This window comes from Aquimarina sp. Aq107 (assembly GCF_943733665.1).
Taxonomy (GTDB): Bacteria; Bacteroidota; Bacteroidia; order Flavobacteriales; family Flavobacteriaceae; genus Aquimarina.
The window spans coordinates 4663315-4680186 of sequence record NZ_OX030782.1 but is presented as its reverse complement, the minus strand read 5'-3'; the positions used below and the strand labels follow the sequence as shown (position 1 = coordinate 4680186).

Genomic DNA, 16872 nt, shown 5'->3' with positions numbered 1-16872 from the left:
TTTGTTGTTTGTAAATTTTATGGGCAAGTTAAATTATTATAAACAAGGAACTCTCAGATAATATTTTCTTATTTTTATAATATCAAAAAAGCATTGAGATGAAACGTATTATTGTAGACGTAGAAAAGGATAAATTACCCTTTATCCTAGAATTATTGGAGCATTTCGAGTTTGTATCCGTATTAGGAGGTGCGGATGAGGATGATAAGGGAATGTATGATTCTATAGTTTCTTTACAAAAAGGAGAAGGAATTCCTGTTAAGGAACCATTAGACCAATAAGTTAACTAAGATTCATGACATATTTTTTTGGGGTAGTCCCAAATTTCTTTTTAAATGCAGCTATAAAGTGGCTTGCTGTGCTATATCCTACTTTTAATCCTACTTCATTAACATTATGACTTCCCGAAGCTAATAATTGACGAGCTACTTCCATCTTGTAATCAAATAAAAAAGCATATACTGGTTCTCCATAAATTTGTTTAAAACCATCTTTGAGCTTGCTAAGGGGTAATCCAATTTCTTTAGACAACTCTTGAAGTGTTGGAGGTTCTGCCATTTTCGAAATAATAATTTCCTTTGCTTGTTTGATTTTAAGAACATTTTCTTCGTCAACAAGAAAAGGACATTGATCAATATCCGCATCTTCTGGTTTATTAAAATATAAACTTAATAATTCATAAGATTTGCCTTTAAAATACAATAGCTTGATAGAATTATGTAAATTATAATTTAAAATTTGGTTTAGAACTACGACCATAGAAGGAGAAACATCTGTATCGGTATAATATTTTTTATCTCTATTTCCCTCTCCCAAAAATGGAATATAGTCTGCTTCTTTTGAAAATAAAGAATGAAATTTTTTAATGGAAATTAGAAGAGATATCAAACAAGAATCTTTTTCCATCTCTAGGTTCATTGGTAAATCACGTTGTGGATTGTAAAGAAGAAGAGATTTTTTTTCTGGTAGCGGTATTGCATAGCTTCCATTATTAAAATTAAATTTCATGCTACCTTTAATACAGAAATGAAATTGAATATAACTACTATCAATATCTCTTATAATACGTTGACTATCATTAGTTTCATTTTGAAACTTGAGAATATAAAAACCATCCTCTATAATGGTTTCTTCAAGAATTCCTGGAGCGTTATTTTTTAATTGTATTTCCATATTTACAATAATATTTATTTAGAACAAATCTAAACAATTGAATTAACAACCTTTGGTACTTATACAAAAATAGGTGTTTTTACGTGATTTTGTGTTTTTGAAGCCATAAAGAACGTATTTCGATACTTAAAAAACTTCTAGCGTTATTTTTTAGAGTGGATCTGGGATATTTTTGCTACGGAAAAAATTGAGACAACCCAATGGAACTTCACCTACGTACTAAAGGAGCTAATTTTTATACAATTGGTCTCAGCTATAAAAAAGCTGATGCTGAGATACGTGGTCATTTTAGTATAAATGAAGAAGCAAAGACATTAATTCTTAAGCAGGCAAAGGAAGAAGGAGTAGAAGGACTTTTAGTAATGTCTACGTGTAACCGTACTGAACTGTATGGTTTTGCACAACATCCGTTTCAATTGATTAAACTTTTATGTGAACATACACATGGAACTGTTGAGGAGTTTGAGAAAGTTGCATATGTTCATAAAAACAGCAAGGCAGTTTCGCATTTATTTAGAGTAGGAACTGGATTGGATAGTCAGATTTTGGGTGATTTCGAAATTATAGGACAAATAAAAGCAGGTTTTCGAGCTTCTAAGAAAATCCAAATGATCAATCCGTTTTTAGAACGATTGACAAATGCGGTTATCCAAGCTAGTAAACGTATCAAAAATGAAACTGAGATTTCTAGCGGTGCAACATCGGTTAGTTTTGCTGCGGTTCAATACATTTTGGCACGTGTTCCTTATGTATCTGATAAAAATATATTGTTATTTGGTACTGGAAAAATAGGAAGGAATACTTGCGAAAATCTAGTAAAGCATACTAAAAATGATCATATTGTTTTAATTAATCGTACTCGAGATAAGGCTGAAAAAGTAGCAGGAAAATTTAACCTGATAGTTAAAGATTATGATAATCTTAAACAAGAAGTTGATCATTCTGATGTATTAATTGTGGCTACTGGCGCTCAAAAACCTACAATTACTAAAGATAGTATTAGTACGGATAAGCCATTACTTATTTTGGATTTGTCTGTTCCAAAAAATGTGGATATCAATGTCACAGAATTACCAAATGTTACTTTAGTACATATGGACCATTTGTCTAAAATTACAGATGATACATTGCAACGAAGAAGAGTCCATATCCCTAAAGCAGAAGGTATTATTGATGAAGTTAAGTCGGAATTTGATAGTTGGTTAGAGACTAGAAAATTCGCACCAACAATAAAGGCATTAAAAAATAAATTGGCTTCTTTTAAGGATGCGGAAATCAATTTACAACGCAAAAAGTTTTTGGATTTTAACGAAGAACAGGCGACAATAATTAGTGATCGTATTATCCAAAAAATTACAAATCACTTTGCAAGTCATCTTAAAGATGAAAACACTTCTTCTGATGAAAGTATAGAATTGATTCAGAAAGTATTCCAAATACACAATAAGTAGTGCAAAATAGAACAATTCGAATTGGTACGAGAGATAGTGAGTTAGCGCTTTGGCAAGCTCATACGGTACAAGATAAGTTAAAAAACCTTGGATATACTACAACATTAGTACCTGTAAAGTCTACAGGAGATATTGTTTTAGATAAACCATTGTATGAATTAGGAATCACCGGAATTTTTACCAAAACCTTGGATATCGCGATGATTAATAATGATATTGATATTGCTGTTCATTCTATGAAAGATGTTCCTACAGCTTTACCAAAAGGAATTGTAGAAGGAGCGGTTTTAGAAAGGGCTAATGTACAGGATATTCTATTACACAAAGGACTTGACTTTTTACAATCGAAAGGAACAATTGCCACTGGAAGCCTAAGAAGACAAGCGCAGTGGTTGCATAAATATCCAGATCATTCTGTTGTAGATCTAAGGGGAAATGTAAATACCCGAATGAAAAAGTTAGAAAATAATGATTGGAATGGAGCTATTTTTGCGGCTGCTGGATTAGAACGAATTAACTTAAAACCAAAGAATTATTTAGACCTAGATTGGATGATTCCAGCTCCTGCTCAAGGAGCTATGTTAGTGGTAGCCAAAGAGGAAGATTTATATTGTTTAGAGGCACTTTCTCATCTTGACCACGAAGAATCTAAAGTATGTGTGCATATAGAAAGAGAATTTCTACGAAAACTAGAAGGAGGTTGTACCGCGCCAATTGGAGCTTTGGCGACTATTAAAGATGATCAAATCAATTTCACAGGAGTTTTAATGAGTTTAGACGGAAAAGAAAAAATTGATATTGCTAAATCGATTAACCTTACCGAAAGAGATGGGTTTGGAATACAATGTGCTCAGGAAGTTCTAAACAAAGGTGGTAAAGAATTAATGAAGAAAATTAAAGCAGACTTACAATAATTGAATGCTAATGCTACCATATTATCCACAAGAAAACTCTCCTCTTCTCAAAAAGAATTGTTGTTAAATTCTGGAATTGGATTTGTTGAGTATAACGCAATCGAAATTGAGTTATTGGAGCTTAAATTTAATCGAGATATAAAGAATGCCATTTTTACCAGTAAGAATGCAGTAAAGGCTATTCAAAACTCTGAATTTACTATAGAAAATTGTTTCTGTGTTGGAGAGAATACTAAAAAACTATTGGAAGAAAATGGACAAAAAGTTGTAGAAATAGCTCAGAATGCTTCAAATTTGGCCAAAATTATAGTAAAAAGCTATAAAAAGGAGCAGTTTTACTTTTTTTGCGGAAATATGAGAAGAGCGGAATTACCTTTAACTCTAAAAGAAAATACCATTCAATTAGAACAAATTGTAGTGTATAAAACGCATATGAAATCTAAGAAGTTCGACCGTACATTCGAAGGAATATTGTTTTTTAGTCCATCAGGAGTACAAAGCTATACTATGACTAACACATTAGATGAAAGCATGGCTTTTTGTATAGGAAATACAACAGCTTCTGAAGCTAAAAAACATACTAAGAATTGCATTGTTGCTAACAAACCAACCGTTGAGAATGTTCTTGTTCAAACGGTAAAATACTTTTATAAACGGATATGATAAAAAACGATTTATTTCTTAAAGCTTTAAAAGGAGAAACTGTAGATCGACCTCCAGTTTGGATGATGCGTCAGGCAGGAAGATATTTACCAGAGTTCATGGTGTTAAAGAAGAAGTACGATTTCTTTACAAGATGTAGAACACCAGAGTTAGCATCAGAAATAACAGTGCAACCTATCGATATCATAGGTCCAGATGCAGCAATCCTATTTAGTGATATTTTGGTAATTCCACAGGCTATGAATATCGAAGTAGAGATGAAAGATGGTATTGGTCCTTGGTTGCCAAACCCAATTCGATCTCAGGCTGATGTGGATCAAGTTATTGTTCCGGATATTGATGAAGAGTTAGGGTATGTTATGGATGCTATTTCTTTGACAAAGGAAAAGTTAGATAACAGAGTTCCACTTATTGGCTTTGCGGGGTCACCTTGGACAATATTGTGCTATGCTGTGCAAGGACAAGGTTCTAAGAATTTTGATAAAGCAAAAGGTTTTTGTTTTACACAACCACAAGCCGCGCATCAGTTGTTACAAAAGATTACAGACACTACCATAGCCTACTTAAAGAAAAAAGTAGCTACTGGAGTGAATGCTGTTCAAGTGTTTGATAGTTGGGGAGGAATGCTTTCTCCTGTGGATTATCAGGAATTTTCTTGGAAATATATTCAACAGATTGTGGATGCTCTAAAGGATGAAACAGAAGTTATTGTTTTTGGTAAGGGCTGTTGGTTTGCATTAAATGAGATGGCTAATTCAGGAGTAGCTGCTCTTGGCGTTGATTGGACTTGCTCGGCACGAAATGCGAGATACCTTACCGGTGGAAATATTACATTACAAGGAAATTTTGATCCGTCTCGATTATTATCTCCTCCATCAGATATTAAAAAGATGGTTAAGCAGATGATAGACGAATTTGGTAAAGATCGATATATAGCAAATTTAGGGCATGGGATTTTACCTAATATTCCTGTAGAAAATGCTAAGGCTTTTGTAGACGCTGTAAAAGAGTATCAGGTGTAGAATGAAAATTTGGAACTTGATTAAGAAGTTTAATTTCTGGCAATTATTTAAGGTTGCTGGCTTAGTATTAAAAAAACCACAATACATATTTCCAACATTAAGAGCTACTAAAAAAACACTGGTTATCTGCGATTCGTTATATGGACAAAATCATCATAAGAATGGAAAAGCAAATGCCTTTAGACACGCGATATGGAATGTATTAATCTGTCAGAACGTGTTTAAGATTTCTAAAGATGAAATTAAAGCCATTACTTGGTCAGATAAGGTAACCACATTGCACGAGAAATTAGCACCTAATGGAGATGTTCCAAAAGCAATGGATTTACATAACAATCAATTGGGGAGAAGATATTTTAAAACACTTAAAATTGCTACGGAATGTGAGGTAATTGCCTTTATAGAAGAAAAACTACAACAAGCGAAACTAGTTATAGGAATTGAAGATATAACAAGTTTTTCTGAAGATTTAGTATATCTTTCAGAGTAAACCCATTAGAATATCTATAAAATTTTGAAACAAAACTATTAAAAGTACTACTTATAAGGAGTTAACCAAATTTTCTGATTATGATAAAAAATATAATTAATGGTATCAAAGCATATTTTGGAGGTTTTGCATTAATATCAAAATTGGGTCTATGGAAATACTTCGGTATCCCTATTCTTATTAGTTTTTTAACAGGAATCCTATTTGTTACGTTAGCTTGGTTTTTATCTGATCCTTTGGGTAGTGTGATAGCTAAAGCTTGGGTATGGGATTGGGGTTCTGAGACATTTACGGTGATCAGTAAATATTTTAGTATTCTATTGATATTGGCTTTGGGATTGGTGCTATATAAACATATTGTAATGGCATTATCCGCTCCTTTTATGAGTCCAGTTTCAGAAAAGGTAGAGGCACATCTTTTAGGGGATAAACACGCTAATCATGAACATAGAAATACTTCGTTTAGACAGCAATTGATGAGAGGTATTCGTATCAATGTTAGAAACTTATTTAGAGAATTACTTTTTATTATTCCATTACTTATCCTAAGTATTATTCCTGTAATAGGAATATTAGCTACTATATTAATCTTTGCAGTACAGGCTTATTATGTTGGTTTTGGTAATATAGATTATACAATGGAACGCCATTTTAAATACAAGGATAGTATTGAATTTGTTAGAAAAAATAGAGGAACAGCTATTGGCAATGGTATTGTATTTATGCTAATGTTATTTATTCCTATAATCGGATTTATAATAACGTTACCAATTTCTGTAGTCGCTGCATCTTCAGAAACAGTCAAAATATTGGATAGAGAAGGTCTTATTAAAGTAGATACTCAACAAAAAGTTTCTAAAATTGAAGCATAATAGAGATGAAAGAAAAATTTTATCAGTACATACAAGATTTACAAGATACTATTACAGCTGGTATAGAGAGCTTGGATGGTGCCGCCAAGTTTAAAGAAGATATTTGGAAACGACCGGAAGGAGGCGGAGGTAGAACGCGTGTAATAGAAAATGGTAGAGTTTTCGAAAAAGGAGGAGTGAATATTTCTGGAGTTCACGGCAAGTTGCCTAAAGCCATGCAAAGTTATTTTAAGGTAGGCGATGTAGATTTTTTTGCGTGTGGATTATCTTTAGTTCTGCACCCTAAAAGTCCTATGATACCAACGGTACATGCTAATTGGCGATATTTCGAAATGTATGATGCCGATGATATTATTGTAGATAGTTGGTTTGGAGGTGGACAGGATCTTACACCGTACTATTTATTTGATGAAGATGCCAAACATTTTCATACGGTGTCTAAAATGGCTTGTGATAAACATGATTCAGAGTTTTATCCTTTGTATAAGAAAAAATGCGATGAATATTTCTATAATGCCCATCGAAATGAGGGACGTGGAGTGGGAGGTTTGTTTTTTGATTATTGTAAGAAAACTGAAAAAATGAGTATGCAAGATTGGTATGATTTTGTAACCGAAGTTGGCAATAGTTTTTTAGAAGCGTATGTACCTATTGTAGAAAAAAGAAAAGAAATAACCTATTCGGATGCACAAAAGGATTGGCAGGAGATAAGACGTGGTAGATATGTAGAATTTAATCTTGTGCACGACAAAGGAACACTTTTTGGACTAAAAACAAATGGTAGAATTGAAAGTATTTTGATGAGTTTACCACCGCAAGTACAGTGGAGGTACGATTTTCATCCAGAAGCAGGTACAGAAGAAGCACGATTATTAGAAGTATTAAAGAATCCAATTGAGTGGGTGTAATCCTACGAAAAACAATTAAAAAACCGGTAATAGTTAAATATTAATTCGTTAAAATGCATAAAAATTAGGATAAAGTGTTGATAATAAGGTTTTTTTTATTATATTGCACGCACTTATGGGGCTTAGTAATAAATTTTTAACCAATTAACACCCAGAACCCTATGAAAAAAATTCTACTATTATTAACTGTGATCCTTCTGACCGGATGTCAATATTTCGAGGGAGGTAAGCAGAAAACCAAATTTTCAAATTTCTCAAAAAACACAATCGAATTTCGTAAGAATACAATAATGCTTACGAAGGGGTACGAAAAAACAAGTCCAGATCAATTTAAAGTTAGATTAGATTCTCTTACGGATAGCCCTAAATTTAAAAAGATTGCCTTAGAGGAATTGAAAAAAATTGAAGACAAAAATGTTGACTTTCAACTTTTTGTTGATGAGAAAAATGTGGAAAATTATGTGTTTATTTATGCTTGTGATTATTTTCAATTAGATGAGCATAGAGCTGCTACAGTGGTAGAAGCCTTAAGTAGACAATTAAAAGACGAAGCACTTAGCCAAGAAGTTCGTTACAAAAGAATCCACGGAAGATTTTTCTTTACTCCAACATCAAAGATTGTAAAGTTAAAATATCTGAAAGGATATAAATTAGAAAAGAAATATCAAGCTGAGTATATTGTAGCGTCTAGATCCGGTGGTATTGGGCTGCTAATAAGTAATCTTGAGAACGTAGATTTCGAAAATTCTATTAAAAGATTAGCTTCGAAATAACGCAATAATTCCAATAATGTTAATTGGTTTTATTTAAAAACTATAAAGGTATTGATGTTCTGATCAATACCTTTTTTTTTGTCTTAACCGCAAAGTCTTTTGTATTTTAGAAATCAATATGAATTTATGAGAAAAGTTTTACTGATAACAATTTGTTTGGTTAGTGCTAGCTGCGCTCGAAAAGTGGAGCCTACTGTGGAGAATATTAATAAGATATTTGCTTCTCAGGATTTTACTTTCGAGTTTCATAAATTAGGAGAGACAAAGAAATCAATTAGTTTTAGAGATGATTATTTAGTATATAAAAGTGATCAACCAACATTGAGACGAGAGATTACGTATGATGAGGTATTGTTAATCAATGATTTTATTCAAAACATAGTAAACTCACATCAAAATGATTTAGATATAGAATCTTCATCGCATTATGTTCTTAAGAATACTGCTTATAAGACTACCATAATTTCAGAACAAGAAGATTTTTATTTTGAAGCACTGTTAAAGACATTGAAATTAATAGAGTAATATTTTACTCATCTTCTATTGCTTCTTCTATGGCCTTAAATTGCTTGATTGCAGTATTAGGTTCTATGATGTTATATCCTTTCCAGAAATTTGGATCGTATTGAGATAAATAAGTGGACTGTACATTTTTATTTTCCTTACTGGTATTATATTCAGATTCAGAAATACTTTTAGCATCAAACACAATTATCTCATATTTATTTTTGGCATAACTAATTACATCAAGATTAAGAGATAACTGATTTTGCTTATTCCTTCCTTTTACATATTTGTTTTTTTCTATGATACTTAATGGCCTATCTACCCCGAATTTATTTTCAGTAATTTTTTCGATAAACTTTACACCATATTTACCATCAAAACCTTTCTCAAAAATCGTGGTACCACTATAACCATTTTCTTCAAAACTTACACCTAATAAGTTAAAGCTCCGTAAGCGTTTTACATTTTTGTAATCAATTCTTATAACTGCGAAATCTTCTGTATTGACATATAAAGTTCCTTTAAAATCTCCTCTTCTTTTAGGTGTAAATTTGATTACGTAAACTCCAATATCACCTAAAATAGTATAATCTACACGTTCAAAAATATATCTGCCAGAATTTTTAATTACATTTAATTTGGTGTTTGATTGATAAAATGTTTCGTTAAAAAGATTCTTAAGATTCATTTTTCTGGATTTGAAGAAGAAATTCTCTTTGGGGTTTTCAATTCCATCTGCTATATCTTTAGCATCCTGATTAGCTTTTAGAATAGAATCTACCTGTACTTTTTGGCTAAAGAGTCCTGATCTTATCTTTATGTAAGAATTAGGCTTTACATTATCTTTAAAGATCTTCTCCATTTTCTTAAAGACTCCTTCTATGGAACCGTTATTGTTTTTGTCATATAGCCGAGCTCCTTTAATGACATTAAGCTTTTGCTTATCCGTATTTCCATAAAAGTCACATAATGCTTCTGCGTAAAAAACAGAATTTTTAGGGATTACTTTAGATATACTATCCACAAGCTTTTCATCGATCTCTTCTATGGTAGATTTTTTAAACTCAATATCCATTTTTTTAATATAGTTGGTATTGGTTTCTCTAAAAAATAATCTGTTTTTGGAAAGATCTGATCTATAATTATCTTCCATATTATCATCCACATTATCTATGATATCATCAATATCTAGATCTTTATTGGATATAAATACACTTTTTAATTCTATTGCTTTTGGTTCTATGTAGATAATACTATCCGTAATATTTTGTACTGCAACTCCCACTGTAGAATACCCCATTGAAGATATGTAGATAGAGTCAATTTTAGATTGAATATCGTCTAAAGTAATATTAAAGCTTCCTTCTTCATTTGTAACTACGCCTTGATTTTCTCCAATCTGGATAGTAGCATAGGGAATAGGTTGATTGGTTTTTTTATCAAATACTTTAGAACTTATGGTTTGGGCTTTCATTGAGATAGCGATCATCCATATCCCAATGGTTAATAATACAATCTTATTCATTTTCATAGGATCAGTGGATTGGTAAAATTATACTATAAAAGTATAGTTTTCGTCGTATGTATTACATAGTTACGACGAAAAACTATACCATTATGGTAATATATTCTTAAAATAAGACGAGATACTTACTGATTTATAACAACAAATGAGATGAATTATTTAGAAACACTAATACTAGTATTGTTTATGATAGTTCTTTAGATAAACCTGGTAAAACAATATGATCTAATATTTTATGATTCTCCTTCTATCGCTGTAAATTGTTTAATAGCAGTATTTGGTTCTATAATGTTATACCCTTTCCAAAATTCTGGATCGTATTTAGATAAGTATTGTGGCTTGATACTTTTATTTTCTTTACTACTCTCATATTCGCTTTCTGTAATAGGTTGAGAGTCGAAAACTACTACTTCGTATTTACTAATTTCGCCAGCACCGATATCTAGTCCTAGAGATAGTTCATTTTGTTTACGTTTACCTTTTACGAATTTATTTTTTTCGATGATTTTAAGTGGTCTGTCGATACCAAAAACATTTCCTCTTGTTTTTTCTATATATCGAACACTATATTTTCCATCTGCACCTTTAGTAAAAATCGTTTTACCTTTATACATCGTATCATGAAAACTAATACCAAGTAATCCAAAATTCTTTAGATTCTTTACGTTTTCATAGTCAACTCTCATTACTGCAAAATCTTGAGTGTTCACGTAGATGGTTCCTTTAAAATCCGCACCTCTTTTAGGTTCAAAATTAATAATGTATACGCTACTATCATCGATGGTGGTGTAATCTATTAATTCAAATTTATAACGTCCAGATTTATCGATAAAGTTTAATTTAGAGTCTTCTTGGAAGAACATGCTTGATAAAAGGTTCTTTAAAGATGATTTTCTATAGTTTAGAAAATAATTTTCTTGATTCTTATTAGGTTTTTCTACTTCATTTTTTACTTCGGCAGCTTCTTCATTAGCATCAAAGATAGAATCCATTTGTACTTTAGTACCTAATATCCAGCCTGATTTGATTTTTAGGTAAGAGTTAGGTTTCACATTCTTTTTTAGAATATCTTCTAACTTTTCGGATAAGGCTTCCATAGATCCATCATTACTTTTATCATACAGTTCTGCGCCTTTTATTATGTTAAGCTTTTGCTTATCAAAATTACCATAGAGATCACATAATGCTTCTGTGTAATAAGCCGATTTTCTAGGAATTATGGAAATCACACTATCTATAAACTTCTTGTTGAATTCTTTTATAGTTGATTTCTTGAATTTAATATTCATCTTATTAAGATCACTAAAATCAGATTGTCGGTAAAAAAGCTTTTTGTGAGATAAATCCTTGCTGTAGTTTTGACCTACATTTTCTTTTATATTGTCTATAATCTCATCAATACTTAGATTCTTATTAGAAATAAAAACACCACTTAATTCTATCGCTTTGGGTTCAATATAGATGATGCTATCCGTAATAGTATTTAATGCGATACCTACTTTTTGATATCCCATAGAAGAAATATAAATAGAATCTATTTTTTTTAGTTGCTCGTCTAGAGTTATACTAAATTTTCCTTCTTCATTAGTAATGATTCCTTTATGTTCTGATAGTTGTATCGTAGCATAAGGAATTGGTTCGTTTGTTTTTTTATCAATTATAGTCGAGCTGATAGTTTGTGCTGATAAAGCCAAACTTGATAAAAGAGTTATTGATACTACTGTAAGTTTTTTGATATTCATGATTTGATGATTTCGTTTTTTGATGTACGTATTTATATAGACGCAAATAAATTTATAATGGTTGCTTGATCAATAAATATACCAAGAAGACGGATGGTAAAATAAATTGTTACAAATTATTAAAAAAAGAAAATCACGATCGAAACTATTGTTTCATATCGTGATTTTCGGCATTTAACTAACTAAATTCTTACAAGAGATGTCTTATTATTTTGATTTTTAGATATTAGAATCTTTTATTCTTCTATTCCTCCTAAGTTGTCATTAGAATTTCTGTCTATTAATTTGTTGTAAGGGTCAATTCCTGCTTTTTCAGGTTTTTTATCCGTTATAATGGTGAACGTATTTTCTCCTGGTTGTAACCATTTTCGCTCTAGATAATATGGGTTTTTAAGAGGTACTTCTTGGTCGTCTACAATGTCTTTACCGAATAATCCAATTTCTATATAATTTGTTTTATCGTCGGTGCGTTCTTCTTTTCCTTCATCATCATAATAGATTTTTTTAGAATCTACAGTAAACGTAGTTTCGTATGTTCCGTTATCTAGTTTCTTAGTTTTGGCTTTTCGGATTCTGTTTTCATATAAAACAATCTCCTTAAAACCATCTTCTACAGCATACTTAAGGGAGTCCGGAGTTACACGATAAATTGCATCATATAAATTTTCTGAAGTAGGGTAGACTCCCTTTTCGAAATTTTTATACTCATCTAAGAATTCCTTTAATGCTTTGTTAATTTTTTCTTCGCCAATAATATCTTGTAATTCATACATAATCATAGACCCTTTTCGATACCATATGTGTTGCGCCGTTTCTACATTTATCAAAGAACGTTCCGGTTTAAAACTAAAAGCTCTATTACTTAAATAATTATCTAGAGAATATTTTAGAAAGTTTTTGATGCCATTTTCTCCATATTGCTTTTTCATAGTCATTAATGAAGAGTATTCGGCTAGAGTTTCAGAAATAATATTAGCTCCAGAAGTTTTGCTTGGTGTTACAATATGTCCCCACCACTGATGTGCTACTTCATGTGTTGTTACACGAAAAGCATAGTTAAAATCTTCTGCCTTGTCAAAATCGGCAGAAAATCCAAAATTTTCGGAATATGGAATTGTAGTTGCAAATGATTGTGCAAAAGTTGCATGCGCGGGAAACTCTACAATTCTCAGAACTGAATTGGGGTATTCATGAAAATTCTGAGAAAAATATTCTAAGCCAGCTTTCGCTCCATCAATAAAGTATTTAAGGTTTCTTTTATGTTTGGGAGAATGATAGATTTCTATATCCACTTTTTTCCCACTTGGAGCGATCCAACTGGATCGCTCTAAATCATATCTAGCAGAAACAACGTTAAAGAATAAATCAGTCTGAGACTCTAAGTCATAATGAAAATATGATCTATCATTTTCCTTCCATTCTTTTACTAATTTACCAGGTGCAATAGCAATCTGATCAGATGAGGTACTTACAATAGCTTCAAAATTTATATAGTTTGCATCTTCATTGAATAAATTTTTCTTTAATGCGGTAGAATCTGTTCTTGGAGGAAACAAATAATCTAATTTTTTTAATCCGTATTTTTTTCGGATTCCGTTATCACTTAGACTTATATCATAATGAAAACTAGGAAAAATAGAACTGTTTAAAAATGTACCATTGTTTAATACCTGAGTTTCCATTCTATTGGAAAAACCTTTAGTTTTTGCAGACATAGAAATTGATAATTCTGCGGTGCCCTTAGGTTGCAGTGTATTTGGTAATTTATAAAAATACATTCTATTTACAGTATCAGAAATTATAGGATTGATAGGATTTCCATTATATAAGATTTCTTCTAGTTGGGTGTGTTCTGCAGGATATTGAACATTTAATAATAATGTGTCAATTGGAGTATTGTAATTATTAACTAATGTAAACTCTCCTTTGGCTTTTAATCCTCTTGTTTCTGGAAATACATCAATATAAGCTTTGAGATCAGTTACCTGTGGATGTGCTTGATTGATCAATCTAATGTATTTCTTTTCGGCATTTGCTGCTATTTCATTAAAGAAATCACCATCCTCTATAGTATTCAAAATTTTTAAGTTGTAATAACTATATCCCGCTACAGATATGAATAATATAAAAGTGACAGACACAACAACAATTGTTTTTCCCGTAAACCTTCTTTTTGCAAATGTTAATCTTTCTTTACTAGTAGAAAAGAATCCTCGTGTCCAAAACAACATTCCGATTAATAAAAGAATGGCGGTTAGTAAAATCCAATATAATTTTAACCAAAAAATACCTTTAAGATAGTGACCAAATTCGTTGAGATCACTTATAAAAAAAGGTGTAGTTCCTCTGAAACGAATCAATGGGTTGTCGCTTTTAAAGGCTAAAGTTATTAATAGAGGGGATCCAATATAAATCAATATAACGATAAAATATCCTAGAAACTTATTATTGACCAATACATGGATAAAAAACGCTAGTAGGGTAGTCATTAAAAAATTGGTAAAAGTGATCATGAAGTTATAGGTAATATATGTGCCTAGATCATAATTAAAATAACCATTAAATGTCTGATATAAAATACCAATCAAAATATGGATTAATGTCAATACTAATGAGATTCCTATTAGTGATAATACTTTAGAAAAGTATAAACTTTGGTTGCTTATTGGTAAAGCATCATAAAAAACAAAAGTTTTATTTTTACGCGTTCTATGAACAGCTTCTCCTGCATAAATAATTAAAATTACTATGGATAGTAATGTGATTCCAACGGTAATATTATCAATTATATATCTAGTAATTGGAAGATTAGGGGTTCCATAGGTTTCATTATTAAAGTAGATAAGAATGATAGATGTTACTACTCCGATTATAACCAAAACTAAAAAAACAGGGTCTTTAATTATCGATAAGAACTCAATTTTACTTAAAGACCACAAATTCTTTCTAGCTGTTTTTTTGTTAAATACCTGATTAATTGAACTAATCATAGATGGAACGTATTCATCAGTATTTACTTTTTTAGATTTACTGCTAGAAACAAGAAATTTTTTATAATCGAATCTAAAAAATGCAATCAGAAAAAATGCAATACCAATTCCTAGCCAAATCATTCGATTTAATAAAAACTTACCATAAATTGGCAATTGATTGGTATTTAGTTCATTTATTGACCAATATTTTTTCACATAGCTCCATGCCTCTCCTCCAAAGGGATCTAAATACACACTTAACCATTCATTATCAATATCACCTAAAAAATTACCAGCTAATGTATACAATAGCAAAAGGCATATCCCTCCTAAATATATAATTGACATTTTTCTAAAAAAAGCCATAAGAGAAAAGAATAATGCACCAATTAAAAATGCATTAACTTGTAATAAAAATATAAAAGGCAGTAGGTAGGATGATATATTAAAAACATCATAATCTCCATAATCTGGTCTTTCGGCTAACATACCCATTGTAAATCCAATAATCGCTCCAAGGACAATAAAGATATTTAGTAACGAAACAATAGTAAAACTTCCAAAGAATCTGCCTAATACATAGGACTTTTGTGTAATTGGAAAGGTAAAATAGGTTTGTGCTGTTTTATGATCTTGATCTCTAAATATGGGAACACCCATTATAGCTGCATAAAAGAAAATAGAAATAACAGAAATAGGACCAATAATCTCAGCAATATTATTGGGACTGTTTACAAACTGAGCAGTAGATGATTGCATTAAATATGCTAATAAACCCGCCATTAACATACCTAATCCAGCATAAATCCAGGTAGCAGGCCTACGGAACCGATACTGTAATTCGAATAAGAATATTTCTTTCATAATTATGCCTCCTGTTCTTGATTTTGGTTGATACTATAGAAATAGAATTCTTCTAAACCATTATTCATTTTTTCGAAACCTTCTTCAGGAGTATTTTCGCTGTATATATTGACAAAAAACTGACCTCCTCTAAGATAATTAGAGAGTACAGTGTATTTATTTTGATATTGTTGTAATTGTGATTTTTCTATTTGCTTTTTAAATATTTTCCCATCCAAAGTAGCAGAAAGTTCTTGCGGATTTCCTTGTGCTAGTATAGTTCCTTCATTAAATACCGCCATATGTTCACATAGATTTGTTACATCATCAACGATATGTGTAGAAAGTATAACCACAGCATTTTCCCCTAATTCACTTAGTAGATTGTGGAAACGATTACGTTCTAATGGATCTAACCCAGCAGTAGGTTCATCAACAATGATTAATTTTGGATTTCCTAATAAAGCTTGAGCGATTCCAAAACGTTGTCGCATTCCTCCCGAATAGTCGCCAAGATTACGATCTCTAAATTTATATAAGTTTACCTTGTTTAGTAAATCTGCAACGTACCCTTTTCGTTCTGCGCTATTGGTAATTCCTTTTACCTTAGCAATATGATTAAGCATCATTTCTGCAGAAACCTTAGGATAAACACCAAAGTCTTGCGGTAAATATCCTAATACTTTTCGTAATTCCTCTGGTTGTTTAAAAACGTCAATACCATCAAAATCAATAGATCCAGTATCAGCTAACTGAAGTGTGGCAATGGTTCTCATTAATGTAGATTTCCCTGCACCATTAGGGCCAAGTAAACCAAACATTCCTTTTTCTAATGTAAGATTAACATTATTTAAAGCTTTGGTTCCATTGGGATAGGTTTTATTTAAGTTTTTTATTGTGAGCATAGGAAATACGTTTTAGCAATTTTATCTATTGAATAGTTAGTAGGTGTTGTTAAGAGTTTGTTACATAATTGGTTTAATTTTGTGAAAATGATCACCTAGAAATTACGTTATA

General features: G+C 31.2%; 15 protein-coding genes. 10 read left to right on the top strand and 5 right to left on the bottom strand.

The annotated features are described in order from the left end of the window. Window positions 1-98: 98 nt before the first annotated feature. Complete coding sequence (locus tag NMK29_RS20310) at window positions 99-281, top strand: hypothetical protein (RefSeq protein ID WP_027394369.1); 183 nt, start codon at window positions 99-101, stop codon at window positions 279-281. Between the two features lies 1 nt (window position 282). Here NMK29_RS20310 and NMK29_RS20305 read toward each other — a convergent pair whose 3' ends face one another. Then, on the bottom strand, window positions 283-1173 hold the full coding sequence (locus tag NMK29_RS20305; protein ID WP_108802748.1) for an AraC family transcriptional regulator: 891 nt from the start codon (window positions 1171-1173) through the stop codon (window positions 283-285). Window positions 1174-1373: 200 nt separating this feature from the next. Here NMK29_RS20305 and hemA point away from each other — a divergent pair, with 200 nt between their 5' ends. From hemA to NMK29_RS20260, 9 genes are all read left to right on the top strand, one after another. Then, window positions 1374-2624, top strand: a complete 1251-nt coding sequence (hemA, locus tag NMK29_RS20300) for a glutamyl-tRNA reductase (RefSeq protein ID WP_108802749.1) — start codon at window positions 1374-1376, stop codon at window positions 2622-2624. Then, window positions 2624-3538, top strand: a complete 915-nt coding sequence (gene hemC, locus NMK29_RS20295) for a hydroxymethylbilane synthase (RefSeq protein ID WP_027394362.1) — start codon at window positions 2624-2626, stop codon at window positions 3536-3538. The genes hemA and hemC overlap by 1 nt, the downstream gene beginning before the upstream one ends. Then, window positions 3539-4201, top strand: coding sequence for a uroporphyrinogen-III synthase (locus tag NMK29_RS20290; RefSeq protein WP_108802750.1), 663 nt, complete (start codon window positions 3539-3541; stop codon window positions 4199-4201). It begins immediately after the preceding gene. Next, entirely contained in the window at window positions 4198-5223 is a 1026-nt protein-coding gene (hemE, locus tag NMK29_RS20285; RefSeq protein WP_108802751.1) for a uroporphyrinogen decarboxylase, read from the top strand. Before NMK29_RS20290 ends, hemE begins: the two co-directional genes overlap by 4 nt. 1 nt (window position 5224) lies before the next feature. Beyond that, window positions 5225-5713 (top strand): hypothetical protein, encoded by a 489-nt coding sequence (locus NMK29_RS20280; protein WP_027394359.1) that lies wholly within the window; start codon window positions 5225-5227, stop codon window positions 5711-5713. 80 nt (window positions 5714-5793) lie between these two features. Continuing rightward, window positions 5794-6585: an EI24 domain-containing protein gene (locus NMK29_RS20275; RefSeq protein ID WP_108802752.1), complete on the top strand. Its 792-nt coding sequence runs from the start codon at window positions 5794-5796 to the stop codon at window positions 6583-6585. 5 nt (window positions 6586-6590) lie between these two features. After that, a complete protein-coding gene (gene hemF, locus NMK29_RS20270) occupies window positions 6591-7493 on the top strand; it encodes an oxygen-dependent coproporphyrinogen oxidase (protein ID WP_108802753.1) in 903 nt (300 codons plus the stop codon). Between the two features lie 161 nt (window positions 7494-7654). After that, window positions 7655-8266, top strand: coding sequence for a hypothetical protein (locus NMK29_RS20265; protein ID WP_027394356.1), 612 nt, complete (start codon window positions 7655-7657; stop codon window positions 8264-8266). A 126-nt stretch (window positions 8267-8392) separates the two neighbouring features. Further along, entirely contained in the window at window positions 8393-8791 is a 399-nt protein-coding gene (locus NMK29_RS20260; RefSeq protein ID WP_027394355.1) for a hypothetical protein, read from the top strand. A gap of 4 nt (window positions 8792-8795) precedes the next feature. On the opposite strand, the gene NMK29_RS20255 is transcribed toward NMK29_RS20260, so the two are convergent. From NMK29_RS20255 to NMK29_RS20240, 4 genes are all read right to left on the bottom strand, one after another. Further along, complete coding sequence (locus NMK29_RS20255; protein WP_254097275.1) at window positions 8796-10304, bottom strand: carboxypeptidase-like regulatory domain-containing protein; 1509 nt, start codon at window positions 10302-10304, stop codon at window positions 8796-8798. A 227-nt stretch (window positions 10305-10531) separates the two neighbouring features. Beyond that, window positions 10532-12040, bottom strand: a complete 1509-nt coding sequence (locus tag NMK29_RS20250) for a carboxypeptidase-like regulatory domain-containing protein (RefSeq protein ID WP_108802754.1) — start codon at window positions 12038-12040, stop codon at window positions 10532-10534. A 236-nt stretch (window positions 12041-12276) separates the two neighbouring features. Beyond that, window positions 12277-15876, bottom strand: coding sequence for a M1 family aminopeptidase (locus NMK29_RS20245; protein ID WP_108802755.1), 3600 nt, complete (start codon window positions 15874-15876; stop codon window positions 12277-12279). A 2-nt stretch (window positions 15877-15878) separates the two neighbouring features. Then, window positions 15879-16760, bottom strand: a complete 882-nt coding sequence (locus NMK29_RS20240) for an ABC transporter ATP-binding protein (protein WP_108802756.1) — start codon at window positions 16758-16760, stop codon at window positions 15879-15881. Between the last annotated feature and the right edge of the window lie 112 nt (window positions 16761-16872).

Excerpts from the sequence above, each read along its gene's own strand:
- NMK29_RS20310 (WP_027394369.1), top strand. The coding sequence starts at position 99 with ATGAAACGTATTATTGTAGACGTAGAAAAGGATAAATTACCCTTTATC.
- NMK29_RS20305 (WP_108802748.1), bottom strand. The coding sequence starts at position 1,173 with ATGGAAATACAATTAAAAAATAACGCTCCAGGAATTCTTGAAGAAACC.
- hemA (WP_108802749.1), top strand. The coding sequence starts at position 1,374 with ATGGAACTTCACCTACGTACTAAAGGAGCTAATTTTTATACAATTGGT.
- hemE (WP_108802751.1), top strand. The coding sequence starts at position 4,198 with ATGATAAAAAACGATTTATTTCTTAAAGCTTTAAAAGGAGAAACTGTA.
- NMK29_RS20280 (WP_027394359.1), top strand. The coding sequence starts at position 5,225 with ATGAAAATTTGGAACTTGATTAAGAAGTTTAATTTCTGGCAATTATTT.
- NMK29_RS20275 (WP_108802752.1), top strand. The coding sequence starts at position 5,794 with ATGATAAAAAATATAATTAATGGTATCAAAGCATATTTTGGAGGTTTT.
- hemF (WP_108802753.1), top strand. The coding sequence starts at position 6,591 with ATGAAAGAAAAATTTTATCAGTACATACAAGATTTACAAGATACTATT.
- NMK29_RS20265 (WP_027394356.1), top strand. The coding sequence starts at position 7,655 with ATGAAAAAAATTCTACTATTATTAACTGTGATCCTTCTGACCGGATGT.
- NMK29_RS20260 (WP_027394355.1), top strand. The coding sequence starts at position 8,393 with ATGAGAAAAGTTTTACTGATAACAATTTGTTTGGTTAGTGCTAGCTGC.
- NMK29_RS20255 (WP_254097275.1), bottom strand. The coding sequence starts at position 10,304 with ATGAAAATGAATAAGATTGTATTATTAACCATTGGGATATGGATGATC.
- NMK29_RS20250 (WP_108802754.1), bottom strand. The coding sequence starts at position 12,040 with ATGAATATCAAAAAACTTACAGTAGTATCAATAACTCTTTTATCAAGT.
- NMK29_RS20245 (WP_108802755.1), bottom strand. The coding sequence starts at position 15,876 with ATGAAAGAAATATTCTTATTCGAATTACAGTATCGGTTCCGTAGGCCT.
- NMK29_RS20240 (WP_108802756.1), bottom strand. The coding sequence starts at position 16,760 with ATGCTCACAATAAAAAACTTAAATAAAACCTATCCCAATGGAACCAAA.